This is a genomic window from Terrabacter koreensis (assembly GCF_054783315.1).
On sequence record NZ_BAAGQU010000004.1, the window covers coordinates 236,713 to 260,329 of the forward strand.

At 72.4% G+C, this 23,617-nt stretch carries 20 protein-coding genes; 5 read left to right on the top strand and 15 right to left on the bottom strand.

The genetic code is table 11. The features are described from left to right. Positions 1–22: 22 nt before the first annotated feature. Positions 23–679: a nucleotidyltransferase domain-containing protein gene (locus tag ACYVNR_RS03840; protein WP_461046664.1), complete on the bottom strand. Its 657-nt coding sequence runs from the start codon at positions 677–679 to the stop codon at positions 23–25. Positions 680–721: 42 nt separating this feature from the next. Next, entirely contained in the window at positions 722–2,404 is a 1,683-nt protein-coding gene (locus ACYVNR_RS03845; RefSeq protein WP_461046666.1) for a PucR family transcriptional regulator, read from the bottom strand. A 137-nt stretch (positions 2,405–2,541) separates the two neighbouring features. On the opposite strand from ACYVNR_RS03845, the gene ACYVNR_RS03850 reads away from it, so the two are divergent. Next, the gene (locus tag ACYVNR_RS03850; protein ID WP_045191045.1) at positions 2,542–3,810 is read left to right on the top strand and encodes an NAD(P)/FAD-dependent oxidoreductase; all 1,269 of its coding nucleotides are present in this window, start codon (positions 2,542–2,544) and stop codon (positions 3,808–3,810) included. A 174-nt stretch (positions 3,811–3,984) separates the two neighbouring features. On the opposite strand, the gene ACYVNR_RS03855 is transcribed toward ACYVNR_RS03850, so the two are convergent. Further along, positions 3,985–4,725 carry a hypothetical protein gene (locus tag ACYVNR_RS03855; RefSeq protein ID WP_461046669.1) on the bottom strand — a complete coding sequence of 247 codons (741 nt, stop codon included), beginning with the start codon at positions 4,723–4,725 and terminating at the stop codon, positions 3,985–3,987. Continuing rightward, entirely contained in the window at positions 4,722–5,270 is a 549-nt protein-coding gene (locus ACYVNR_RS03860) for a sigma-70 family RNA polymerase sigma factor (RefSeq protein ID WP_458802977.1), read from the bottom strand. The genes ACYVNR_RS03855 and ACYVNR_RS03860 overlap by 4 nt, the downstream gene beginning before the upstream one ends. Before the next feature lie 130 nt (positions 5,271–5,400). Between ACYVNR_RS03860 and ACYVNR_RS03865 the strand changes: the two genes are divergently transcribed. Next, entirely contained in the window at positions 5,401–5,868 is a 468-nt protein-coding gene (locus ACYVNR_RS03865; protein WP_461046671.1) for a hypothetical protein, read from the top strand. A gap of 99 nt (positions 5,869–5,967) precedes the next feature. Here ACYVNR_RS03865 and ACYVNR_RS03870 read toward each other — a convergent pair whose 3' ends face one another. The 11 genes from ACYVNR_RS03870 to ACYVNR_RS03920 form a co-directional block, all read right to left on the bottom strand. After that, positions 5,968–7,737 (bottom strand): alpha-amylase family glycosyl hydrolase, encoded by a 1,770-nt coding sequence (locus tag ACYVNR_RS03870; RefSeq protein ID WP_458802929.1) that lies wholly within the window; start codon positions 7,735–7,737, stop codon positions 5,968–5,970. 84 nt (positions 7,738–7,821) lie between these two features. Beyond that, positions 7,822–8,769, bottom strand: a complete 948-nt coding sequence (locus tag ACYVNR_RS03875) for an N-acetylglucosamine kinase (protein ID WP_461046673.1) — start codon at positions 8,767–8,769, stop codon at positions 7,822–7,824. 13 nt (positions 8,770–8,782) lie between these two features. Further along, positions 8,783–9,691, bottom strand: coding sequence for a carbohydrate ABC transporter permease (locus ACYVNR_RS03880; protein WP_461046675.1), 909 nt, complete (start codon positions 9,689–9,691; stop codon positions 8,783–8,785). Further along, entirely contained in the window at positions 9,688–10,587 is a 900-nt protein-coding gene (locus ACYVNR_RS03885; RefSeq protein WP_461046676.1) for a carbohydrate ABC transporter permease, read from the bottom strand. Before ACYVNR_RS03885 ends, ACYVNR_RS03880 begins: the two co-directional genes overlap by 4 nt. 34 nt (positions 10,588–10,621) lie before the next feature. Further along, positions 10,622–11,947: an extracellular solute-binding protein gene (locus ACYVNR_RS03890; protein ID WP_461046678.1), complete on the bottom strand. Its 1,326-nt coding sequence runs from the start codon at positions 11,945–11,947 to the stop codon at positions 10,622–10,624. A 77-nt stretch (positions 11,948–12,024) separates the two neighbouring features. Continuing rightward, positions 12,025–12,939, bottom strand: coding sequence for an N-acetylmuramic acid 6-phosphate etherase (locus tag ACYVNR_RS03895; RefSeq protein ID WP_461046680.1), 915 nt, complete (start codon positions 12,937–12,939; stop codon positions 12,025–12,027). Positions 12,940–13,195: 256 nt separating this feature from the next. Then, on the bottom strand, positions 13,196–14,095 hold the full coding sequence (locus ACYVNR_RS03900) for a MurR/RpiR family transcriptional regulator (protein ID WP_461046682.1): 900 nt from the start codon (positions 14,093–14,095) through the stop codon (positions 13,196–13,198). A gap of 4 nt (positions 14,096–14,099) precedes the next feature. Next, positions 14,100–15,851, bottom strand: a complete 1,752-nt coding sequence (locus ACYVNR_RS03905; protein ID WP_461046684.1) for a serine hydrolase domain-containing protein — start codon at positions 15,849–15,851, stop codon at positions 14,100–14,102. A gap of 36 nt (positions 15,852–15,887) precedes the next feature. Further along, positions 15,888–17,207, bottom strand: coding sequence for an exo-beta-N-acetylmuramidase NamZ family protein (locus ACYVNR_RS03910; protein ID WP_461046686.1), 1,320 nt, complete (start codon positions 17,205–17,207; stop codon positions 15,888–15,890). Between the two features lie 33 nt (positions 17,208–17,240). Beyond that, positions 17,241–19,091, bottom strand: a complete 1,851-nt coding sequence (locus ACYVNR_RS03915; RefSeq protein ID WP_461046688.1) for a glycoside hydrolase family 3 protein — start codon at positions 19,089–19,091, stop codon at positions 17,241–17,243. Positions 19,092–19,216: 125 nt separating this feature from the next. Beyond that, positions 19,217–20,794: an ATP-dependent DNA ligase gene (locus tag ACYVNR_RS03920; RefSeq protein WP_461046690.1), complete on the bottom strand. Its 1,578-nt coding sequence runs from the start codon at positions 20,792–20,794 to the stop codon at positions 19,217–19,219. A 120-nt stretch (positions 20,795–20,914) separates the two neighbouring features. On the opposite strand from ACYVNR_RS03920, the gene ACYVNR_RS03925 reads away from it, so the two are divergent. The 3 genes from ACYVNR_RS03925 (at position 20,915) to fabG (ending at position 23,616) form a co-directional block, all read left to right on the top strand. Continuing rightward, the gene (locus ACYVNR_RS03925) at positions 20,915–21,922 is read left to right on the top strand and encodes an alpha/beta hydrolase (RefSeq protein WP_461046692.1); all 1,008 of its coding nucleotides are present in this window, start codon (positions 20,915–20,917) and stop codon (positions 21,920–21,922) included. Positions 21,923–22,033: 111 nt separating this feature from the next. Continuing rightward, complete coding sequence (locus tag ACYVNR_RS03930; protein ID WP_461046694.1) at positions 22,034–22,852, top strand: SDR family oxidoreductase; 819 nt, start codon at positions 22,034–22,036, stop codon at positions 22,850–22,852. Next, positions 22,849–23,616: a 3-oxoacyl-ACP reductase FabG gene (gene fabG, locus ACYVNR_RS03935; RefSeq protein ID WP_045191027.1), complete on the top strand. Its 768-nt coding sequence runs from the start codon at positions 22,849–22,851 to the stop codon at positions 23,614–23,616. The genes ACYVNR_RS03930 and fabG overlap by 4 nt, the downstream gene beginning before the upstream one ends. Position 23,617: the final 1 nt, after the last annotated feature.

The following is a 23,617-nucleotide window of genomic DNA, read 5'->3' on the forward strand; positions in this document are numbered from 1 at the left end:
CCTGCTCGCCGCCCGGGGCGGGTCAGGTGGCGCGGTCGAGCACGCTCCGCCACGGATGCGCGGGGGCGTGGGTGCGGACGAAGGTCGCGAGGTAGGCGGTCTGCTCGGGGGAGAGCAGCGGCAGCGCTGCGGCCAGGTCGTCGTCGTCCTTGGGTCGCCCGGTCGCGACCTTGTGGCTGAGGACGAGCTCGGGGTTGAGGTAGCGCACGCCGTCGCGCTCCCAGGTCACCGCCTCGAGCGGTGCGCTGAACGACGGGTCGCGCTTCGACTGCCACCTTCCCTCGACGTCGCGGTTGAGCAGGAACTCGCAGATCCACGGCGCGAGCGCGTGCTCGCGCACCCAGACCTGCCCGGAGCTGTCGGGCATGGCGCGGCCCGGGGCGAGGTGGAGCAGGCCCTCGCCGCCGGCCGCCCAGAGGTGGAACCGGGGCTCGAGGAGCGCGCGCACGGCCGGCAGGTCGCGCCGGAAGACGGACAGGTCGAGGTCCTCGTGCGGACGGGCGACGCCGGTGAAGGCCTCGATGGCCCAGCCGCCGGCCACCCACCACGGCACGTCCAGGCCGGCCAGCAGGTTCTTGGCCTCGGCCGGCGACAGGGGCCGGAGCGGCCCGTAGATGCGCTCGAACTCCGAGTGGGGGAGCCACGTCTGCTCGTCCTGCCGCGCCGTCGCCTCGCCCATGGCGCCACGGTAGCGATGTCGTGGCCTGCGCGTGGGCCCGCGTCAGTGGCCGAGGGCACGCAGCTGGAGCCGCAGCGCGAGCCGCGTCTCCGGGTCGTGCAGGTCGAGGTCGACCACGTCCGACAGGCGCTGCAGGCGGTACCGCAGGGTGTTCGGGTGCACGTGCAGCCGGGCCGCGGCCTCGCGCGGGTCGCCGGGGTGGTCGAGCCACGCAGCCACGGTCTCGAGGTATGCCGTCTGGTGCGCCTCGTCGTGGTCGCGGATCGTGCCGACGGGGCCGAGCAGCTCCTCGGTCCAGATGCCGCCCAGGGCGCGGGCGTTCGTCACCGCGGCCCAGGCCTCCTCGACCGTTGTCGACGGGCCGGTGACGCGCCCGATGTCGCGCAGCCGCTGCACCTCGGTCGCCTCGCGGCGCGAGCGGTCCAGCTCGACGGTCCGAGAGACCCGACCACCCGCGCTCGCAGTGGCGCCCGGCGTGACGCGGGCGACCTCCTCGACGACGCCGAGCAGCCACTCCCACGTGCCGGCGGAGGTGTCGCCGGGCTCGTCCCGCACGAGTGCCAGCGCCACCCCGTCGAAGATCGCGAGCAGGGGCTGGCGCCACGACCGGCGCCGCGCCACCGACTCCCACACGTCGAGCTCACGCTCGGCGTCGCGAGGTGCGGCCGCGTCACGTGCCCTGCCGCTTCGGGACTCGCGGGCAGTCGCGTGCAGGCGCGTCGTCGTGCCCACGTCGCCGTCGTGGTGCGCCCCGGACAGCACCACGACGCGCCACGGCGGGGCGGGGAGCCAGCTCTCCGCCTCGAGGGTGTCGCCGCTCAGCAGGGCGCGGAGCCGGTCGGCGGAGACGCGGCGGGCGAGATCGGCCTGTGACCGCATGCGGAGCAGGTGGAGCGCCACGACCGAGGCGGTCTGCGCCAGTGAGCCCATGACCTGCTCGTCCGGCTCGTCGTCGACGACCGCCCAGATCGAGCCGAGCCACTCGGTGCCGGCGCGCACCGGCACGACGACGCGGGCCCGTAGGCCGCGCCCGGCCGGCACGAAGAACGGTTCGTCGGAGCGCGCCAGCCGGCGGAAGACGCCACGACCACGCAGGTTGGCGATGACCTCGTCGGGCACGCGGCGACCGACGATCGTCGAGACGCGGGCGGGGTCGGCCACGTCCTGGGTGGAGGAGTAGGCGAGGACCCGCGACTGGGTGTCCTCGATGGTGATGGGGGCATCGACGAGGGCCGCGCACCCGTCGGCCAGGGCGAACAGCTCGTCGAGCACCGGCCCCTCGGCCCGGACGGCCGGGCCGCTCGCGGCACGGTCGAGCACGCCGCGAAGCAGCCACACGACGTGCGCCCAGGAGGCGTGGTCGGCCAGCTGCACGAGGCTGACGCCGTGGCGCCGCGCGGCCGCGCGGACCTGTGTGTGGCGGGCGGCAGACCGGCGGAGCACCACGGCGCCGGTGTCGGCCGACGCGGCGCCCTCGAGCAGTGCGGACGCCTCGGCCGGGCGCTCGACCCCGACCCCGAGCAGGAGGTCGCCCGCTTGGCCGAAGACCCCCGACGCCGGCTCGGCGAGCGTCACGTCGTCGACGGCAGGCCCTCCGGCGTCGACGACGACGGTCAGCAGACCGCCGCCGAGCGCGCCCACCAGCTGCGCGATGGGAAGGCCGACGGGCGTCGTGGACGACGTGCGCGTGGTGCCGGCGCGGGGGCGTCGCTGGGCAGGCGGCATACCTCATTGTGGCCCACCGAGTTGTGTCGCGCGCACAAGGACCGCGATGAACTCTGTGTCTGCAGCACCAAGGGCCTGGTCCTGGGGGACGCCACCATGGTCGCAAGGCACCCACACACCCCCAGGAGTCGATCCGCATGCCTGCCGTGAACACCGCTGGTACCCCGGTCCCCGAGCGCGTTGCCGTCGTCGGAGCGGGCATGGTCGGTCTCGCGACCGCCTGGTTCCTCCAGGAGCGTGGCGTCGAGGTGACCGTCATCGACCGTGACGGCGTCGCCGCCGGCGCGTCGTGGGGCAACGCGGGCTGGCTGACTCCGGGCATCGCCACGCCGCTGCCCGAGCCGGCCGTGCTCAAGTACGGCCTGCGCGCCGTGCTCAGCCCGAGCTCGCCCGTCTACGTGCCGCCGAGCGCCCGCCCCGACTTCCTCCGCTTCGTCACCGGCTTCACCCGCCACAGCACCATGAAGGCGTGGAAGAAGGCCATGGGCGCCCTCGTGCCGGTCAACGACCTGTCCCTGCAGAGCTTCGACCTGCTCAAGGCAGGTGGCGTCGACGCCGACACCTACGAGGCCAAGTCGTTCACGGCGGCCTACCGCAACGCCGAGGAGCGCCAGACGCTGCTCGAGGAGATCGAGCACATCCACGCCTCCGGCGGCGACATCACCTTCGACGTCCTCTCCGGTGACGACGCCCGCGCCATCGAGCCCGCCCTGTCCGACGAGATCGGTGCCGCGATCGTGCTGCACGGCCAGCGCTTCATCAACCCGGGCGCCTACGTCGCCGCGCTCGCGGACTCCGTCACCGCCCGTGGCGGCAAGATCGTCACCGGCAGCGCCGTCTCGCGCATCACCGACACCCCCACCGGCGTGCTCGTCACCAACGACTTCGGGCAGGCTGAGCACTACGACGCCGTCGTCGTCGCGACGGGCGCCTGGCTCGGCAAGCTGGCACGGGAGTTCGGCGTCAAGCGCGTCGTGCAGGCCGGCCGTGGCTACTCCTTCTCGGTCGAGGTCGAGGACCTGCCGAACGGCCCGGTCTACTTCCCGGCCGCCCGCGTCGCCTGCACGCCTGTCGGTGACCGCCTCCGGGTCGCCGGCATGATGGAGTTCCGCCAGCCCGAGGCCGCCCTCGACCGCCGACGCATCAAGGCCATCGTCGAGTCGGCGCGCCCGCTGCTCAAGGGCGCCGACCTCGACCACCGCCAGGACGAGTGGGTCGGCTCGCGCCCCTGCACCATCGACGGCCTCCCGCTCATCGGCGCCTCGCGCAACCCGAAGGTCTTCGTCGCCGGCGGCCACGGCATGTGGGGCATCACCCTCGGCCCCGTCACCGGTCGCCTGCTCGCCGAGCAGATCGTCACCGGCACCGCCCCCGCGCAGCTGAGCCCGTTCGACCCGCTGCGCTGAGCTCGTACCGCTGCAGAAGGGCCCGCCCGACGGCTGTCGGGGGGGCCCTTCCTGCATGACCGGCTGCCACCGGACCCCTCAGTGCGGTGGCAGCCGTCGACCGGTCTTCGGTGCCGCCACGATCCCGGATGGGGTCGGGCGCCAACGGTGCGCCAACGTCTGCCGGCACGGCATTCAGTCGTCGCGCGAGGACTCGTCGTTGCCCGATGTGTGCTCCGTGCTCTCCTCGGAACCGTCACCGGCAGAGGGCTCCTCGTCGGTCTCGGGGTGCTGCTCCTCGTCCACCGTGGGGGTGGGCCCCGGGCCGCTGGTCTCGGGTTCGAGGCCGCGCTCCGACTCGGTGAGGTCGGTCTCGGCGCGCACGAGTGCCTCCTCGACCGCGCCACTCTCCTCGGAGAGACCCTGCTGCCCCTTCCGGGCCCGCGCGAGCTCGGCCCTGGCCCGGACGAGCAGCTCCCGGGCGCGGTCGCGGGCGGTCGGCGTCAGGAGCGCGCCCGCGGGAGCCAGGATGTCCTCCGCCTCACCGATGAGGGTGCGCGCGCGGACGAGCGACTGCGACGTGACGTCGACCGTGCTGACGGGGGAGACGGGACCCGGGGTGGACCGCGGGGCGATCGTGCCGAGCCCGACGGCGAGGACGGCGGCCGCCGCAGCCGCCACGGCCCAGCCGAGCGACGAGCGCTCGCCCCGCTGCGGGTCGGCGCCGGAGGACGCGCGTACGCCGGAGGTCGATCGAGCGAGATCGGCGGACGGCGCCAGCCCGGGGGTGGCCGCGTCGGCGGCCACGGCGATGTCGGCCAGGAGGCGTGCGGCGCGGTCGGTGCCGCCGACCGGTGGTTCCTCACGGCGGGCCAGCGACTCGACGAGCGCGTCGTCGGAGCGGATGGCTCGCGAGGTGCGGCGGCGGGGTGTCATGCGCCGGTCACCCCCATGGTGCGACGCAGGGCGCGCAGGGCCCGGTGCTGGGCCACTCGAACGGCACCCGAGGTCATGCCGAGGAGCGCCGCGACCTCGTCGGCAGACAGCTGGTCGACGACGCGCAGCAGCAAGATCTCGCGTTGCCGCTCAGGCAGGGTCGACAGCGGCTCGAGCAGCCGACGCAGTCCGTCACTGCTCACGGCACGCTCCTCCGGCGTCGGATCGTCCGACTCCGCGTCCGGCACGACCCTCAGGACCTCGTGCGACCTCGCCAGCGTGCGTCGGGCCATCGCCACCTTGTTGGCCGCGATGCCGAAGACGAAGCTGCTGAAGGGAACGCCCCTGTCCTCGTAGCGGGGCAGGGCGGCCGCCAGCGCCAGGCACGACTCCTGCGTCACGTCGTCCGCCACCTCCTCCCGAACCAGCCGGGTCACGCAGTACCTGCGAATACGCGGGCGAAACTCCTTCAGCAGCAACTCGATCGCCTCGGCGTCGCCCGCCCGGGCCCGGCCAACGACATCGCGAAGCCGCGCTTCGTCCATCACGGGTGAATCGCCGTGGGAGTCCCCCGCGTTACCGGTGTAACGGTGCCTCGGTGCGGGGCAATCAACTGCCGTAGGTGCGGCAGGCCGGCATCCATCGGAAGGGGCCCTCCCCGTGAGTCTCAAGCCAGTGAATCGTAGCGCTGCATTCGTTCTGGGCGCAGCGGTTGCGGCAGGTGCCGCCGGCATCGGCGTCGCAGTGGCGTCGCCGGGCCAGCCGTCCTCACCGCCGTCGGTGGTGGGCGCCTCGGACACGTCGAGCGGCCCCGGAGGACCCGGGGCCGAGACGGCCGAGGCAGGCGAGCCATCCCCCTCGGAGACTGCGTCTTCGGGCTCGCCCACCACCACCGACGGGCCCGACGAGCCGGGTGAGGTCGAGGACCAGCAGGACCAGCCGGGCACGCAGGACGCGGACGACCAGGCCGGGGTCGCGGGTCAGCCCGAGCACCAGGAGGCGGCCGACAAGCCGGACACCGAGGACAAGGCGGACGCCGAGGACAAGGCGGAGGCCGAGGACAAGGCGGACGCCGAGGACCTGCCGGGGCAGCAGGACCCCCAGGACGCCGACGACCGGGGTGAGTCGGGCTCCGACGGCTGAAGTTGCTCCTCAGCGGTGCCGGCGGCCGGTGGCAGACCCGTGCCGGTACACCCAAAGGGCCCTCCCCGCCGGGTGGGGTCTGCGGGGGCCGGCAGTCGGTCAGGCGGGGGTCAGGACGACCAGGGTGTACGCGCCCACCGAGACGGTGCCGCGCGCCGGTTGGTCGTCGAGAGGCTCGTCCACCGCATCGACGTCATGTGTCTCGTGGCCTGCGAAGAGTGCGCTGTAGGTGGCCGCGTCGGAGTTGAAGCGCACCGCCCATGGCCCGGCGGACGGCATACCCGTCGTGATGTCGCGGGGCTCGGCGCTCGCGTTGACCACGACGACGGCAACGTCGTCGCCCGACCGGCGCTCCCAGGCGACCGTCTTGGCCTCGTCGTCGAGGTGGAGCACCTCGAAGCCGTCGCCGCGCAGGCCGCGTGAGACGCCGTCGACGTCGCGACGCAGGTGGATGAGGTCGCGCCCGAGCCGGACGATGTCGCGGAACTGCTCGGCGCGTTCCCAGTCGAGCGGCACGTCGTCGCGGAACCACTCGTCCTCGAGGAACTCCTGGCCCTGGAAGAGCATCGGGATGCCGGGCGACGTCAGTGCGATGGCCAGCCCGAGCGTCGCCCGTTTCTGGGCGGCCCAGCCGCTGGGGTCGTCGCCGTCGATCTCGTGGGGCACGCGCAGCTTGCCGTTGGCGACCTCGTCGTGGCTCTCGGTGTAGACGATCCGCCGGAAGGGCTCGTCGGTGCCGCGCACCGCATCGACGAGCTCGGTCATCGACCGGTCGGCATCGTCGACGGCCGTGAGCATGCGCCGCACGGGGTGCACGAAGCCGGCATCCCACTGTGCGTGGAAGCCGGCGCCGCCGTCGTCGACGGACGTGATGGCCGGATCGCCCTGGAGGTCCTCGGCGATGAGGATCTTGTCGGGGTGCCGCTCGTGGATGGTGCTCGTGATGGATCGCAGGACGTCCCAGCCCTCCGGGAGGTCACCGGTGCCGACGCCGTCGATCGTGCGGACGTAGAGCGTCGCGTCGAAGCGCAGCCCGTCGAGGTGGAACTCCTCGAGCCACATGAGGGCGTTGTCGTGGAGGAAGGCGCGGACCTCCTCGCGGCCGTAGTCGGGCCGCGTGTCGCCCCACGGCGTGGCCGAGCGCTCGTCGTTGTAGAAGTAGATCCCGCCCTTGCCGTCCTCGCTCCAGCCGTCGAACTGCCACAGGGCGAGGTCGCTCGGGCCGTAGTGGTTGACGACCACGTCGAGGATGACGGCGATCCCGTGGCTGTGGGCCTCCTTGACGAACGACTTGAGCGCGTCGGCGCCGCCGTAGCCGCTCTCGACGGCGAACGGGTTCGACGGGTTGTAGCCCCACGAGTAGTCGCCGGCGAACTCCGCGACGGGCATGAGCTCGACCGCGTTGACGCCGAGCTGGTGCAGGTACTCGAGCTTGCCCGACAGCCCGGTCAGGTCGCCGGCGTCGCCCTCGCTCGCGACGTAGGAGCCGATGTGGGTCTCGTAGATGACGAGCTCGTCGTGCGGCGGGCAGCCGAACGTGTCGCCGCCCCAGTCGAAGGCGTCGCGGTCGTAGACGACGGCGTTGCCCGACGAGTTCGTGACGACCCGGGCGCGGGGATCGATGCGCATGAGGCGCTGCTCGCCGTTGGTGATGACGAACTGGTACTCGTCGCCGGGGCGCACGCCGTCGACGTCGGCATACCAGTGCCCGTTCTCCTCGGGGACCATCGCGTGCCCGTCGCCGGACCAGTCGGTGAAGCTGCCGGTGACCGCGACGGCGTCGGCGTGCGGTGCCCACACGCGGAAGGCGGTGCCCGTCTCGTGCGGCATGGACCCGAGTCCGGGGCGGTGGGCGTCGTGCTCGGACATGCGGGCTCCAGTCGGCTCGTTGCGGTGTCCCGAGCGTAGACGGGGCTGCTGGGACCGATCAGGGACATACCCGACCGAGCCCGCTCAGCGGACGAGCAGGTATGCCGGGTGCTCGGGGACGCTGCCCGTCTCGAGCAGGTGCCGGGCGAGCAGCAGGGCGCCGTCGAGCGCGCCGCCGAGCGCCGGGGAGCGGGTGGCTCCCGCGCGGGTGAGGGCCTCGTCCAGGGCGCTCGCGACCGACGTCGCCGACAGCAGGCCACCCGTCGCCGTCAGCACCGGCTGGGCGAGGCCCTCGGCGGCGCGGAGCAGGGCTTGGGCGAGCGCGGATCCCGTTCTGGCGCAGAGGTCCCGGGCGACGGGGTCGTCGACGGCGGCGGCCGTGACGATCGGGGCCACGGCTGCGAGACGCTCCGGGGCGTCGGGTGTCGTCATGACCTGACGCGGCCAGGTCTCTGGCTGACCCAGCAGCGCCGTCGCCGCATCGAGGAGGGCGGTCGACCCGTCGGGCAGGCCGTCGTGGGCCCGGAGGGCGGCGCGCAGCCCCTCCATGCCGAGCACGGCGGCCGAGCCCGCGTCGCCGAGGACGTGGCCCCAGCCGTCGACCCGCCGCCACTGGCCGGTGAAGTCGGTGCCGAAGGCGACCGCCCCGGTACCGGCGGCGACGACGGCCCCGGGGCCGATGCGGCCGGTCGCGCCCACGAGGTTGGCGACGGCGTCGCTGACCACGACGGTGCGGCGCGCGCCCAGCCCGGCAGCGACCGTGCGCAGCACCTCGACACGGTCGGCGAGGAAGAGCAGCCCGCGCATCGACCACACGACGACCTCGGGGGTCTCGGGCTGCCTTGCGCCGGTGGCCTTCCCTTCGGCCTCGAGCAGGGCGCGAGCATCGGCGACGAGGGACGGCAAGTCGATCCCGCCCGCCCCGACCCGGGCGCCGGCGGCGGTGCGCACGGGGCCCCGCTCGGCGGCATACGTGGTCAGGCGAAGGCCGGAGCCGCCGACGTCGACGGCGACCACCGTGCGCTCGCTCACGCGAGCGAGCCGATCACTTCGCCATGCCGGCCGTCAACCCGGCGACGATCTGCTTCGTCGCGACGAGGAACAGCACGATGAGTGGCACCGTGGTGATCACGAGCCCGGCGAAGACCGCCGAGTAGTTCGTCGCGTTCTCGCCGAAGAAGGTCGTGAGGCCGACGGGCAGGGTGTACTTCTCCTCGCGGCGCAGCAGCACGAGCGGGAAGAGGAAGTCGTTCCAGATCGGCACGAAGCGGAAGACCGCGACGGTCGCGAGGGCGGGGCGCACGAGCGGCACCATGATGCGCCAGAACGTCTGCCAGCTCGTCGCGCCGTCGAGCGCCGCCGCCTCCTCGAGCTCCTCGGGCAGCTGCCGGAAGAACGTCGTGAGCACGAAGATCGAGAACGGGATGCCCGACGCGGCATACATGAGCATGAGGCCGAGTCGGGAGTCGACGAGGCCGAGGCCGTCGAAGAGGTAGAAGATCGGCAGGATCGCGAGGTGGATCGGCAGCATCAGGCCCGAGAGGAAGAGCGACTCGAGCCAGCGGAAGATGCGCGACCGGCCGCGCGCCAGCGCGTAGGCGGCCATCGTCGCCACCGCCGTCGAGATGGCCACCGCACCGACCGTGACGGCCAGGGAGTTGCCGAAGTACGTCGCGAAGCTGCCCGTCGTCCACGCCTCGACGTAGCTCGCGGTCGTCGGCGGGCTCGGCAGGCCGAGCGGGTCCGTGATGAGGTCGGCGTTCGTGCGGACGCTGTTGCTCACCATGACCAGCAGCGGCACGAGCGCCAGGGCGGCATACCCCCACAGGAGCACCCCGGCGCCCGCGCCGCCCACGGGGGCGTTCGCGCGTGGCGGGCGGCGCCGGCTGCGCGGCGTGGGGGAGGTGCGGGTCTGCTGCTGCGGCTCCTCTGTCGTGACGACGGCGGTGGTCATGCGGTGATCCTCCGCTCGTGACGGCGCAGCACGGCCGTGGCCGCGTAGGCCCCGCCGAAGATGATGAGGAAGAGCAGCGTCGCGAGGGCCGACGAGCTGCCGATGGCGTCGGTCGCACCTGAGTCGAAGGCCGTGCGATAGAAGAGCAGCGAGACGAAGTCGGTTGCGCCCGCAGGGTTTCCGGTCGACCCGCCGAACGCGTACGGCAGGGCGAACGCCTCCATCGCGAAGATGAACGTCAGCACCGACACGGTGCCGATGGCCGGGACCAGCAGCGGCAGCGTGATGCGGAAGAAGGCCTGTCGGTTGCTCGCGCCGTCGACGCGGGCGGCCTCGGTGAGCTCCTCGGGCACGCCACCGAGCGCTGCGCCGTAGAGCAGCACCGGGAAGCCGATCCACTGCCACACGCTGACGAGGATGACGACCCAGAGGGCCGTCTTCGGGTCGCCGAGCCACGGCAGCGCCCACGACTCGAGGCCGATCTTCGTCAGCAGCGTGTTGACCGGACCGAACGTCGGCGAGAGCAGCAGCGTCCAGAGGTAGCCGATGACGATCGGGCTCACCAGGTAGGGCATCGCGTACAGGGTCTGCAGCACCCGCCGGCTGCGCGGCCGGCTGTGGAGCAGGTAGGCGATCGTGAGCCCGATGGTGTTCTGGATGAGCATCGTGCCGACGAAGAACAGCACGTTGTGCAGCAGCGCCTGCGGCAGGTCGGTCGTGAACGGGGCACGTGTGAAGAGGGTCGTGAAGTTCGCGACCCCGGCGAACTCCCCGCGGGTCGTGCCCTGCCAGTGGAAGAAGGCGTACGAGAACGCCGTCATCATCGGGTAGAGCACGAACACCGCGAAGAGCGCGAGTGCCGGGGCGACGAAGAGCAGGCCCGTACGCCGCCTCATGCCGTGCCTCATGCCGTGCCTTTCGGGTCGAGCGTCACGCGCTCGGCTTGAACCAGGTCTTGACGCCGGTGTCGAGCTCCTTGCTCACCGTGGCCGCGTCCTTGGAGCCGAGCAGCATCTCCTGGATGCCCTTGCCGAGCAGCTCGGTGCCGGAGGGGGCGCCGTAGCGGAAGTCGGTGAGCAGCAGGTAGGGCGAGCCGGACTTCGCGTAGTTGTCGCTCATCTGCTTGAGCAGCGGGTCGGTCGGGTCGACGCCCGGCACCGCGGAGAGCTGCTTGATGTCGTCGCTGACCATCTGGCCGAACTCCTTGGAGGTCATCCACGTGACGAGCTCGGTGGCCTCCTTCGGGTGCTTCGACTTGGCGGAGACGGCGAAGTTGCCATCAGCCCATCCTGCCGTGGTCGCCCCGGAACCGCTCGGCGAGCCGGGGGCCGGCGGCACCTGGAAGATGCCGATCTTCATCGCGGGGTTGGCCTTCTGGAAGACGGCGAGGTCGAAGCTGCCGCCGGGGATCATGGCGGCCTTCTCGGCGGAGAACAGCGTCTGCGCGTCGGTCTGGGCGACGCCGGTGACGTTCTTCGGCATGTACTTCGCGAGGTCGCCGACGACCTTGACCGAGCCCACCCAGTCGGGGTCGGTGAAGCTCTTCCTGCCCGACTGCACCTCGTCCTGGAAGGCCTTGCCGCCGAAGCGGGGGCCCGCCAGCACCTCGTGGACGATCGGCAGGGTCCAGTCGTCCTTGGCGCCGACGGCGATCGGGGTGACGCCGGCGGCCATCAGCTTGTCGTTGGCGGCGACGAACTCGTCCCACGTGGTGGGGGCCTTGAGGCCGGACTTGTCGAAGAGTCCCTGGTTGTAGAACATCTGGACGGTCTGACGGGCGAGCGGCACGGAGTACGTCTTGCCGTCCTCCTTGCCCTTGGCGCTGGCGACGACGTTCTCGTCCCAGCCGGACAGGTCGACCTTGCCGTCGAGGGGCAGCAGCGACTTGCTCGCGACGGTGCCCTGCAGCTGGCCGTACGAGCGCACCTGCGGCACGTCGGGACCGTTCGCCCCGGCGAGACCGGTCGCGAGGATCTTGTTGTACTCGGTCGCCTTGAACGCCTTGAACTGGACGTCGACGTTCGGGTGCGACTTCTCGTACGCGTCGAAGATCTTGTTGTACGCCGCCTCGTCCTCGACGCGCCAGGACCACACGGTGAGGGTGGTCTTGCCGTCACCGCCGGCCCCCGTCGAGCCGGAGCCACCCGACGAGGACGGCGAGCACGCCGTCACGACGAGGGCTCCGGAGAGTGCGACGATCGCGAGGACGGTGCGGCGGGCCCGCGACGAGCCGGTGAGGCGTGGGGCGAACGTCATTGTCATGCTCCTGTCGGGTTCTGCGTGGTGCCCGGGGGACACCGTAGGTGGGGGAGGGCGGTGCGGGGACTCGGGGGTCAGTGGGTGGGGCCGGCGAGGGCGGCGAGTGCCCGCGCGACCGAGCCGTCGTGCTCGGCGATGGCGTTTCGGGCGGTGGCGGCGTCGACACCGGCGAGCATCGACAGCAGCGCCGGCTTCAGCTCGCCGTCGGCGTCGTCGAGGGCGGCTCGGGCCTGCCCCGGGTCGGCGCCGGTCGCCTCCTGGAGGATGCGCAGCACGCGGCCGCGCAGCTTGGCGTTGGTGGCGACGACGTCGACCATGAGGTTGCTCCACGTGCGTCCGAGCCGGATCATCACGGCGGTCGAGAACGAGTTGAGCACGAGCTTCTGGGCGGTGCCGGCCTTGAGCCGGGTCGAGCCGGTCAGCGCCTCGGGGCCGGTGCGGGCGGCGAGGAGGTGGTCGGCGTGGTGGGCGATCTCCGCGTGCGGGTTGGCCGTGACGAGGGCGGTGACGGCGCCGCGCTCGCGCGCGCGTTCGAGCGCGCCCGCCACGAACGGCGTACGCCCGGAAGCCGTGAGGCCGATGGCGATGTCCCCCTCGTGCAGGCCGTCGGCCTCGGAGCGGCCGAGGTCGGCGTCGTCCTCGACGTTCTCGACGGCACGCAGCAGCGCCTCGGGCCCGCCGGCGTGGTGGGCGACGAAGAGCCCGGTCGGGACGTTGAAGGTCGGGAGCAGCTCGGCGGCGTCGAGCACGGCCAGGCGCCCGGACGTTCCCGCGCCGAAGTAGTGCACCGCGCCTCCGGCGCGGAGCGAGTCGACGGCCCGGTCGACCAGCCGGGCGAGCTCGGGCAGCACCTCGCCCACGGCCGCGGCGACCGTCGCGTCCTCGGCATTGAGGGCCCGGAGGATGTCGAGCGAGGTGTGGGTGTCGATGGACGTCGTCCCCGGGTGGCGCTCCTCGGTGGGGGCGTCCACGGTCACCTCGCTGCTCACCCGTTGGAGGTTAGTTTCCTACGCGTATGCCGTCAATGCCGTAAATGAGTAACATTCTCATCACGCCGCCCCGTCGAGTGCTCATTTCCCGACGCCTGCACCCCGTCGAGTGCCCACTTCCCGACGCACCCACCCCGTCGAGTGCTCATTTCCCGACGGCGTCGTCCTGGCGGGTGGCCGTCGGGCGTGAGGAAGTGAGCACTCGATGTGTCGGGAAGTGGGCACTCGACTTGGAGAAGGGGGGTGCGCCGGGGTCCTAGTCGGTGACGTGGTGGCCGGCGACGGCCTCGCGGGTGTCGGCGACGGCCTTGCGGGCGCGGCGCAGGTTGCGCTGGGCCACGGCGATGTAGAGGCAGTCGACCACGGTGAGGGCCGCGATGCGGCTCGCGGTCGCGCCCGACCGCAGGCTGGTCTCGCGGGCCGCCGTGGTCAGCAGGAAGTCGACGCCCGAGGCGAGTCGCGAGAGCGGGAAGTTCGTGATCGCCAGGGTCTTGGCGCCGGTGGAGCGTGCGGCCGCCAGGGCCTCGATCGTCTCGGTCGTCGTGCCGGAGTGCGAGATGCCGACCGCCACGTCACCGGCGCCGAGCAGCGTCGCGCTCGTCAGGGCGATGTGGGGGTCGTTCCAGGCGAAGGCGACGATCCCGATGCGGTGCAGCTTCTGCTGGAGGTCGGTGCCGACGATCGAGCTGGCACCGATGCCGTAGATGTCGATGCGGCCCGCCTTGGCGATCGCGGCCGCCGCGGCCGCCAGCGCCGCCCGGTCCAGCTGCTGCGCCGTCTCCTCCACGGCGCTCGCGTCGGTGAACGCGACCTTGGCGATGATGTCGTCGATGGAGTCCTTGGCGCTGATGTCGGTGCCGTGGGTGCTCATCGCGCGCGGCTGGGCGGACTCCTCGGCGAGAGTCAGCCGCAGCCGCGGGTAGCCGGGCAGGCCGAGCCGCCGGCAGAACCGGAGCACCGTCGTCTCGGACGTGCGCGCCGCCGCCGCCAGCTCGCTGATGGTCAGTCCGGCCGCGCGGCGCGCGTCGGCGAGCACGATGTCGGCGACGCGGTCCTCGGCGGGCGAGAGCGAGGGCTTGATCCCCCGCAGGCGGATGAGCAGCGATGCGCTTCTCGCACCTGCGGGGGACGTGGTCCCGTCGTCGGTCCTTGGCATGGGCCTACGCTACGGCGTCGCGGCCCTGCAGCCGCCACCCGTCAGCCGTGAACGCGCCGGGTGTGCTCTCGCCGTCGAGCAGGATGCCGCCGGGTCCGTTGACGAGGATGTCGTCGACCGCGACACCGCGCCCCAGATAGCCCCCGTCGGTGGTGTGCCGCCAGCGCAGCTGCTGCGCCCCGGCCGCCAGGTCGGCGCGCACCTGCACCCAGCGACGCGTGCCCGAGCCCGAGACGACGCCGTCGGCGCTCTCGGTCTCGCCCCGGTCGACGACCTCGAACGGCACCGCCGACCAGGTGGCTCCGCCGTCGGTCGAGCGCTCGAGGTGCAGCCTGTCGGTCTCCTCCGTGTCGAGGAAGAGGTCGAAGCCGAGCCTCGCGCCACGCGTGCCGACCGAGAGCGTGGGCGTCGTCAGGGTCGTCGTCGCGGTGTTCTCGGACCCGGTGAACCACGCCGTGTCGCCGTGCCGGGGCCGGATGCCCATCGACGCCGCGAGGCCGTGGGCCCACTCGCGCCGCGCGAGGTTGATCGAGCCCCAGCTGCGCGACGGGTGCACCCGGTTGGTGAGCAGGATCGCGAACGATCGTGACGTGAAGTCGATGACGATCGACGTGCCGGTGTAGCCGGTGTGGCCCGCGGTGCGCGGCCCGCTCAGGGCGTCCATGTACCAGCGCTGGTCGAGCTCGAAGCCGAGGCCGTGGCTGTCACCGGGGAAGTCGCCGTTGAAGTTCGTGACCAGCTGCTCGACGCTCTTGCGGCTGAGGATCCGGTGCCCCTCGTAGGTGCCACCGTTGAGCAGGGCCTGCGAGAGGACGGCGAGGTCGTCGGCCGTCGAGAAGACGCCGGCGTGCCCGGCGACGCCCCCGAGCGACCACGCGTTCTCGTCGTGCACCTCGCCGCGCACCATGCCGCGAGGGGGCGCCGCCTGGTACTCCGTCGCGGCGGTGCGTGCCTTGTCGGTGGGGTTGTAGCCGGTGTCGGTCATGCCGAGGGGCGCCGTGATGCGGTCGTGGACCACCGTGTCGAGCGGCGCGCCCCGCAGCCGCTCGACCATGACGCCGAGCGTGATGAGGTTGAGGTCGCTGTAGAGGTAGGTCGAGCCGGGCGGGCTGGTGAGCGGCTGGTCCATGACGGCCTTGATGCGGGTGGCCTTGTCGGGCCACTTGCTCCAGAGCGGAAGCCATGACGTGAAGCCGGAGGTGTGGGTGAGCAGCTGCCGCACGGTGACGCCGGCCTTGCCGTTGGCCGCGAACTCCGGCAGGTATGCCGCCACCGGGCTCTCGAGGGAGACGCGGCCCTCCTCGATGAGCTGGACGACGGCGATCGACGTGAAGAGCTTCGAGACGGAGGCGAGGTCGAAGACCGTGTCGGTGCGCATCGGCTCCCACTGGTCGCGGGGCAGCTCGGTCGTCGCGTCGGCGTAGCGCAGCGCCCAGCCGCTCGCGTCGCGCTCGACGATGCGCCCCTCGTGGCCCATGATCCCCACCGCCCCCGCGAAGAGCGGGTGCCCACCGGCCGGCGCCTGCTCGTGGGCGTGGACCTGTGCCACCGACTCGGCGATCGGGTCGGGGTCGAGCGCGAGCGAGGCGGGGCTCGCGTCGGAGAGCACGGTGTTGGGCGGGGCGAAGCCGCGGTCGGGCTTGCTGAAGTCGTCGGCCGCGGCGGAGCCGGCAGGCCCCGCCGTCACGAGGCTGCCCGCCAGGGCGAGGCTGCCGAGGACGGCGACGGGTGTGGCGACGAGGGTGCGCAGGCGCATGTCACTCCTTGATCGTGCAGCAGTCCGGACGGCCGGTCAGTTCGCCGGGCCGTTGTAGAGCAGGTACGGCCGGCGCTTCGCGTCGAAGGCGGCCAGCTCGTCGCGCCAGGCGCCGACGACCTCTGCGGCAGGAGCCCCGGCGGAGATCTGCGTGCGCAGCCGCTGCGAGCCGGTCAGCTTGTCGATCCAGTAGGGCCGCGCCGGGTCGTAGGAGTCGTAGCGCCAGGCGAAGTCGCGGTAGAGGGCCTTCGCCTCGACGAGCATCTCGACGCTCGAGCGGATCGGGTCGAACGCCGTCGGGTCGGTGACGTGCAGCTGCACGCCGCCACAGACCACGCCGACGTGCTTGCCGAACGTCGGGGTGAAGTAGGCCTCGCGGAAGCCGACACCCGGGAGGTCAAGCGCCGCAAGGCGTTCGGCCCACTTGTAGTCGACGTACGGGGCGCCGATGAGCTCGAACGGGCGGGTGGTGCCGCGGCCTTCGGAGAGGTTGGTGCCCTCGAACATGCCCGTTCCCGGGTAGACGAGCGCGGTGTTTGGAGTCGGCATGTTGGGACTCGGCATGACCCACGGCAGTCCGGTGACGGCATACGGGACGTCACGGCGCCACCCCTTGACCTCGATGACCGTGAGGTCCGTCAGGCGGCCTCCCGCATCGGCGGGCAGGAACTCGGCGTCGAAGTAGCGGGCCAGCTCGCCGACGGTCATGCCGTGCGCCTGGACGATCTCCTTCGCACCGACGCCCGAGGTCCACGGCGTCGTCATCATCGGGCCCATCGCCTTGCCGCCGATGGGGTTCGGGCGGTCGAGCACGACGAACCGCGCCCCGACGGCCACCGCCGCGCGCATCGCCGTGTACATGGTCCAGATGTAGGTGTAGAAGCGGGAGCCGACGTCCTGGATGTCGAAGACGACGGTCTCGACGCCGGCGGTGCGGAAGAGCGCCGTCATCTTCGCCGCGTTCGCGCCGTACGCGTCGTAGACCATGAGCCCGGTGCGCGGGTCGGTGTGGTTGCCCTCGGAGTCACCCGCCTGCGCCGTGCCGCGGAAGCCGTGCTCGGGGCCGAAGACGCCGACGATGTCGACGGCGCCCGACTCGTGCATCTCGTCGACGACGGTGCGCAGGTTGGTGAGGATGCCGGTCGGGTTGGTGATGACGCCGACCCGCTGCCCGGCGAGGGCCGACCACCTCGTGGCCGCCGCGCTCTGGGCGCCCGTGGTGACCGGGTTGCTGGGGTAGCTGCTCGCGTATGCCGCCGGGCTGGTCTGGGCGGCAATGGAACCCGCTGCGGCCGTGGGGACGGCCACGGCACCGAGGGCTCCGGCAGTGAGGAGCTGCCTGCGGTTGAGGTTCATCTGGGTTCTCCGATCGTGAGTCTTGGGTGACGGTCAGTAGGTGAGCCCGTGGCCGAAGGGGTAGAGCACGGTCTTGGGGTCGCCTGCGACGGGGATGTCGACGGGCAGCGAGGCGGTGGGGGCCACCTCGCCCGTGATGACCCGCGCCGCCGCCTCGATGGCGACCGGGCTGTAGGAGTAGGTCGCGACATAGGTCGGGGCCGCGGTGAAGTAGGCGATGTCGTACGGGTCGCGGACGGCGACGACGACGACGGTCGTGCCCGTGCCGAGCAGCTGCTCGACGAGCTTCTGCTGCCCGCGGCGCGGGTCGGTGACCGTGGTGTCCCAGGCCTTCATGGTCGTCACGACGACGACGTCCTTGTCGACGGCCGCTGCGACGGCGGCGGCCACCTTGGCGTCGGTCGGTGAAGTGCCCGTCTCGAGGGTCTGCACCCCGGCGCCCCTGCGCGTCAGGGCGCTTGCCAGGGTGGCGGTCGTCGAGACGCCGTAGCCGGTGACGAGGACTCTCTTGCCGCTCGCGACGATCGGCAGCGCGGACGCGTCGTTCTTGACGAGGGTCGTCGTGCGGTCGGTGATCTCGTCGGCGGCGGACAGGTGCGCCGGGATGCCGACGACGGACGCGACGCGCGACGGGTCGGCGTACGGCTGGGCCACGACGCCGCGGCGGTACTTGAGGCGCAGCACGCGGCGCACCTTCGCGTCGAGCTCGTCGGGGCGGATGCGGTGGCTGCGCACGGCTGCCAGCACGGCGGCATACGCCTCGTCCATCGATGGGCTCATGAGCAGCTGGTCGACCCCGGCGAGCAGGGCCCGCACCGGCACCTCGGCGTCGCCGTAGCGGTCGCGCACCCCCTGCATGGCGAGCGAGTCGGTGACGACGACGCCGTCGTAGCCCAGCTCCTCGCGCAGCAGGCCCGTCAGGATCGGATGGCTCAGCGTCGCGGGGTCGCCGGAGTCGTCGAGGGCCGGGAAGGCCAAGTGGGCCGTCATGATCATGTCGATGCCCTCGCGGATCGCCGCCCGGAACGGCGGCGCGTCGACGGCCTCCCACTGCGCGCGCGTGTGGGTGATGACCGGGAAGGCGACGTGGCTGTCGGTGGCGGTGTCGCCGTGGCCGGGGAAGTGCTTCGCCGACGACGAGACTCCGGCGTCGCGCTGGTAGCCGGCGACCTGGGCCGCGACGAGCTCAGCCGCGAGGTCGGGGTGCGAGCTGAACGAGCGCGTGCCGATGACCGGGTTGAGGGCGTTGACGTTGACGTCGCAGACGGGCGCGAAGTCGGTGTTGACGCCCATCGCGAGCAGCTCGCGTCCGGTGATCGCGGCGGCGGTGCGGGCGTCGGGCGCACTGTCGCCGGCGCCGAGGGCCATCGACCCGGGGAACTGGGTGGCGGGCGGACCGATGCGGGTGACGACCCCCTGCTCCTGGTCGACGGCGATCTGCAGCGGCACCGGCGCCTTGCCGCCCTGCTCGAGCGCCGCCTTCTGGAGGCCGTTCGACAGGCCCACGATCTGGTCGGGGTTCTGCACGCTGTCGGTCCACGCGAAGTAGATGACGCCGCCGAGGTGGTACTTGCGCACGACCTCGGCCGGGCTCGCGACCCCGTAGAGCGGGACGTTGCGGCTGTCGGGGGTCGTGGCGTCCTTGCCGTAGACGTTCTGGATGAAGAGCTGACCGACCTTCTCCTCCAACGTCATCCGGCTCAGGGTCGAGGTGATCCAGCCCTCCTCGCCTGAGACGCCGGCGGTGCCGACGGGGCCGGCGGCGGTGCCGACGGGGCCGGCAGCGGTCCCGGCCGCGGCGGCTCGTCCGGCTCCGACACCGAGGGCAGTCGTGGCGAGTCCGCCCGTGAGCACCGAACGACGGGACAGGTCTGACAGGGACATGGGTCCTCCGTTGGAATGTGAACAATTCACGCATACTGCCGACGATGCGGAACTTACCTACGGAGCGTGAGGTCGGCAACAGATAGCGGCGCGTCCTCGTGGGACGCGCGGCTGGTGGCCGGACGTCACCAGCCGGCGAGCGACCTCACGGTCTGGACGGTGTCGATCTCCGAGACCGGCTTGTCGTCGCGGTAGCGCAGCACCCGTGCGAAGCGCAGCGCCATGCCGCCGGGGTAGCGGCTGGAGCGCTGCACGCCGTCGAAGGCGATCTCGACGACCTGCTCGGGACGCAGCGGCACGACGCCCCACTGCTGCCCCGAGCGGCCCGCCTCGACGTCGCCCGGGTCGACGGCGAGCTCGCTGAAGCGCTCGGTCTGCCAGGCGAGCATCTCGTCGGTCATGCCCTTGAAGGTCTTGCCGAGCATGACGAGCTCGCCGGTGTCGGCGTCGCGCGCCCCGAGGTGGATGTTGGAGAGCCAGCCTCGACGCCGGCCGCTGCCCCACTCGACGCCGAGCACGACGAGGTCGAGTGTGTGGCGCGGCTTGACCTTGACCCATCCCGGACCGCGCCGGCCGGCGGCATACGGCAGGGTGGGGTCCTTGACGACGACGCCCTCGTGACCGGCCGCGACGAGGTCGACGAAGAACTCCTGTGCGCGTTCGGGGTCGTCGGTGAGCTCGCGGGGCACGAGCCAGGCGGGCGGGACGGTGCGGGCGAGCCGGCTCCACCGTGTGGCCGCGGGCTCGTCGAGCAGGTCGTCGCCGTCGAGGTGCAGCAGGTCGAAGAAGAAGGGCGTGAGCGGCACCTCCTCGCGGAGGCGCTGCACGTCGGCGGTGCTCGCGGTGCGCGCGCCGGTGACCTGGAACGGCTGCGGGCGGCCACCCTCGCCGAGCGCGATGACCTCGCCGTCGAGCACGAGCGTCTCGACGTCGAGGGCCGCCAGGGCCTCGATGATCTCCGGCATGCGGTCGGTCACCTCCTCGAGCGTGCGCGTGAAGAGGCGCACGGAGCCCGGGCTCGTGCGGTTGTCGACGTGCGCCTGCAGCCGTATGCCGTCCAGCTTGGTCTCGACGACCACCTCGCCGCCCAAGGTGGCGAGCGCCGCGGCGACGTCGGGAGCGGAGCCGGCGAGCATCGGACGCAGGGGGCGGCCGAGCTCGAGGGTGAGAGCCTCCAGCGCCTCGACGCCGCCGGTGAGGGCAGCGCTCGCCACGGGCCCCGCGAAGCCCGCGAGCATGACGGCCCGCCGCACCGCCGCGTCGGGCACGTCCGCCGCCTTGGCGACGGCCTGGAGCATGACGCCGTCTCCCGCGCCCTGGCGGGTCTCGCCGGTGATGAGGCCGCGCAGCCACAGCTGCTCGTCGGCGGTCGCGCGGGCGAAGAGCTCACGGACGGCGGCGGTGCGGGCCGCGGCAGAACCCGAGCCCCCGATGGCGGCGATCGCCGTGGCGGCGGCGTCGACCTCCTCGACCGTGAGAGCGCTGGTCGCTGCCGGTTCGGGCAGGCCCTGGAGGCCGCGCCAGCTGACGCCGATGCGCCGCTGCGGGAGAACGCCGGACAGGTGCGCGGTGACGACCTCGACGGTGGCCGGTCCGTCGGCGGCGGCGCGGGCGAGGCACGCGGCGAGGGCCTCGACCTTGGCGGTGCGCGACGACGTCGCAGCCACGGCCTGGGACGTGGCGACGACGTCGGAGAGCTCCATGCCCAGATCCTGCCCGTTCCCACCCACATCCCAACCCCCTTCAAGCGTCGACAGGCCAAAGTTCGTGGCCTCCCGACCGTCGAGAGGCCACCCGCGCAGACGCGGGTCTAGATTCGACCCATGCGCGGCACCGGGCTCCGGGCGCGCGCCCTGGCCCGGACCGGCGCGCGGGGCGCGGCGGCTGCCGCAGGCCTGCTCGCCGTCGCGACGCGGGTGACGCCCTGGCCGTCGGCGCTCGCCATCCGTGCGATCTTCGACCGCGGGGCGGCCCGTGCCAGCTCGGCACTCGAGCGACACGTGCCCGGTGGGCTCGTGGAGGACGTCGACGAGGCGTACGACATCTCGTCGCCCGACGGGCGCCTCGACGTGTTCCGTCCCGAACGCGACGAGCCGCTGGCGACGGTCGTCTGGGTGCACGGCGGGGCCTTCGTCTCCGGCTCCAAGGGCGACGTCGCGAACTACCTGCGCGTGCTCGCGGGCCGGGGCTTCGCGACGGTCGGTGTCGACTACTCGATCGCTCCCGGTTCCCGTTACCCCACGCCCGTGCGGCAGGTGGCGGCCGCTCTCGCCCACCTCGTCGACCATGCCGACCGGCTCGGCATCGACACCACGCGGATCGTGCTCGCGGGGGACTCCGCAGGAGCCCAGATCGCGGCACAGGTCGCGCTCATCGCCACCGACGAGGCGTACGCGCGTGGCGTGGGGATCGCCCTCGACTTCTTGCCGGACGGGGTGCGCGGTGTCGTGCTCTTCTGCGGCGCCTACGACTTCACGCTGGCCCGCGGGTCGACGCGGCTGGGCGGCTGGCTCGTCGACACGGCGATCTGGTCGTACCTCGGGTCGCAGCGTCACGACGAGCGGATCACGACGCAGGGCTCGATCCCGCAGAACCTGACCCCCGCCTTCCCGCCGGCTTTCGTCTCGGCCGGCAACGGCGACCCTCTCCTGCCGCACACGCTGGGCCTGGTGGAGTCGCTGGAGTCGCACGGCGTCGAGCACGAGACGCTGCTCTTCGCCGACGACCACCAGCCACGACTCGGCCACGAGTACCAGCTCGACCTCGACACGCCGGCGGGACGCGAGGCACTGGACCGCTCGGTCGCGTTCCTCCAGTGCGTCACCTCCTGACGCGGTTGGTCTCGGCCTCTCGACCGGTGGGGGAGTGGGGTGGGCCACTTGACGGGGAGGGGCTGTTGTCGTCAAGGTAAGCAAGCGCTTAGTCCACTCGCGAGGAGCAGCATGCCCGACACCGCCGTCGTCACCGGAGCAGCCCGGGGCATCGGACGAGCCATCGCCACCCGCCTCGCGCACGAGGGGTGGCAGGTCGTGGTGGCCGACCTCGACGCCGACGAGCTCGCCGCGGTCGCGGCAGAGACGGGCGCCCACGCCGTCGCCGGCGACACGTCCACCGAGGCGGGAGTGCGCCACCTCGTCGAGACGGCATACGACCGGCTCGGGCGCGTCGACGTGTTCTTCGCGAACGCCGGCGTCGGCACGCTCAAGGGCCTCGACGCCTCGGATGCCGAGTGGGCACGTGCGCTCGAGACCAACGTCCTGGCCCACGTGCGTGCCGCGCGCCTGCTCGTGCCGCGCTGGCTCGAGGCCGGCGGTGGCCGGCTCGTCGTGACCGCCTCTGCCGCGGGGCTGCTGACGATGCTCGGCGACGCACCCTACTCGGTGAGCAAGCACGCGGCCGTCGCCTTCGCCGAGTGGCTCAGCGCGACGTACCGCCACCGCGGCATCGTCGTCCAGGCCATCTGCCCGCAGGGCGTGCAGACCCGCATGCTCGACGGTTCCGGCCCCCTGCGTGACCTGCTCACCCGGGATGACGTCGTGAGCGCCGACGACGTGGCCGACGCGGCCTGGCAGGCGCTCTCGGGCGACGGCTTCCTCGTCCTGCCCCACCCCGAGGTCAGCGAGTACCACGCGCAACGAGCCACCCACCCAGACGCGTGGCTCGCCGGCATGAACCGGCTCCAGCAGAAGCTCGAACCGTCCGCCCCGGACCCCACGGTCCCCACCACCCCCTCCCACGACCACCAGCAGGAGAACGCATGACCGACCAGCCCACCACCCAGCGCACCGCCATCGTGACGGGTGCCGCGCGCGGCATCGGCGCGGCCGTCGCCAAGCGCCTCGCGGAGGACGGCTTCGCCGTCGCCGTGCTCGACCTCGACGAGTCCGCCTGTGCTGCAGTGGTTTCCGAGATCGAGGCGGCCGGCGGGAAGGGCCTCGCCGTCGGCGTCGACGTCTCCGACGAGGAGGGTGTGCAGGCTGCCGTCGACCGCGTCGCCGCCGAGCTCGGCGCGCCGACGGTGCTCGTCAACAACGCCGGCATCATCCGCGACAACATGCTGTTCAAGATGACGACCGGCGACTGGGACTCCGTCATGAACGTCCACCTGCGTGGCTCGTTCCTCATGACCCGTGCCGCCCAGAAGCACATGATCGACGCCAAGTGGGGTCGCATCGTCAACCTCAGCTCGACGTCGGCTCTGGGCAACCGCGGCCAGGCCAACTACTCCGCCGCGAAGGCGGGTCTGCAGGGCTTCACGAAGACGCTCGCCATCGAGCTCGGCAAGTTCGGCGTGACCGCGAACGCCATCGCACCGGGTTTCATCGCCACCGACATGACGCGCCAGACGGCCGAGCGCATGGGCATCACCTTCGAGCAGTTCCTCGAGGGTGCGGCCAAGGAGATCCCCGTCGGCCGGGTCGGCCAGCCCGAGGACATCGCCGCCACGGCCTCCTTCCTCGTCAGCGAGGGAGCCGGCTTCGTCTCGGGTCAGGTCGTCTACGTCGCCGGCGGCCCGAAGGACTGAT